This window comes from Sphaerochaeta sp. UBA5836 (genome assembly GCF_002432845.1).
Taxonomy (GTDB): Bacteria; Spirochaetota; Spirochaetia; order Sphaerochaetales; family Sphaerochaetaceae; genus Sphaerochaeta.
Genome location: NZ_DJGW01000092.1, coordinates 12,812 through 13,813 on the forward strand (window position 1 = coordinate 12,812; position 1,002 = coordinate 13,813).

General features: G+C 51.7%; 2 protein-coding genes. Both read right to left on the minus strand.

The window, feature by feature from the left end:
- Positions 1-17: 17 nt before the first annotated feature.
- On the minus strand, positions 18-281 hold the full coding sequence (locus tag B3F49_RS08630; protein WP_293910447.1) for a helix-turn-helix domain-containing protein: 264 nt from the start codon (positions 279-281) through the stop codon (positions 18-20).
- 16 nt (positions 282-297) lie between these two features.
- The coding region (locus tag B3F49_RS08635) for a nitrilase-related carbon-nitrogen hydrolase (RefSeq protein WP_293910449.1) at positions 298-1,002 on the minus strand (705 nt) is incomplete at its 5' end.

Consider the following 1,002-nt stretch of genomic DNA (forward strand, 5'->3'; position numbering starts at 1 on the left):
TATAGACAAGCTTGCTACTAAATGAATCGGCCTGCAGGCACATCGAACAGAGCTCCAAGCTTGAGAGCCATATTCCTGCTGATGGGCTTGCTCCCGTTCTCCATGTTGGATACGAACTGTTTGGAGATTCCCAGCTTGTTGCCAAGTTCAGTCTGATTCATATGGGCAAGCCTACGGTAGAAACGCAAGTTTCCACCAGGAGTCTCTTCTGCCTTCAACTCCTTGTACCAAACCATTTCCTGAACGTCCATCATGATTGTGTTCTCTTCTTCAATATGCATGAGACTATCAACCTCCTTATTCATACGTGAACCGCACCGTTCTGGTATCTTCCTCCTTCCCTGTCCTTTCTGAGAGGAGGGTATAGAGCTCGGGCCTGCGTGCTTTCATCCATCGTCTGCCATTGCTTGAGGGAAGCAGTGAAGCATCCAACTCAGCAATGACCATATCCTGCTCGATAGCTTTGGACTCTGCAAGGATTTCCCCATATGGGTCGAGGATCATGGCATTGCCGGTGCGTACCTCATCGTCATCCCTGCCAACCCCGTTGCTGAAGATCAGGAACATACCGTTGTCATGGGCACGGGAGGGTAACCAGCGCATCAGCCACTGTCGTCCTTTCGGACCTTGGAACTCACCGAGGAGCTCTGCTTCTTTTGTGGAACGTTCTTCCCAAAGTTTTACATCGATTCGTTTCATCCCCTTCGGACTTGCCGAGTTGCACCCGCCTGTCTGATGGGGGGCGAGCAACACCTCAGCCCCCAGAAGGGCCGTGATGCGGGCATTCTCTACGATGTTGTTGTCGTAGCAGGTAAGTACTCCCAACCTGATTCCCTCTGGAGTATCGAAGACGGTATAGGAGGATCCGCTCTTCATATGGGCGCTGATGAAGGTGTGAAGCTTCCTGTGCATATGAATGGTGCCGCCGCTGAGCGTTACGGCATAGGAGTTGTAGAGCTCACCTTCTTCGGAAAGCTCGATCAAACCCGCTCCGATGGTCAT

What these genes read in the sequence shown, in the direction of transcription:
- B3F49_RS08630 (WP_293910447.1), bottom strand. Translation starts at nt 281, where the DNA reads ATGCATATTGAAGAAGAGAACACAATCATGATGGACGTTCAGGAAATG.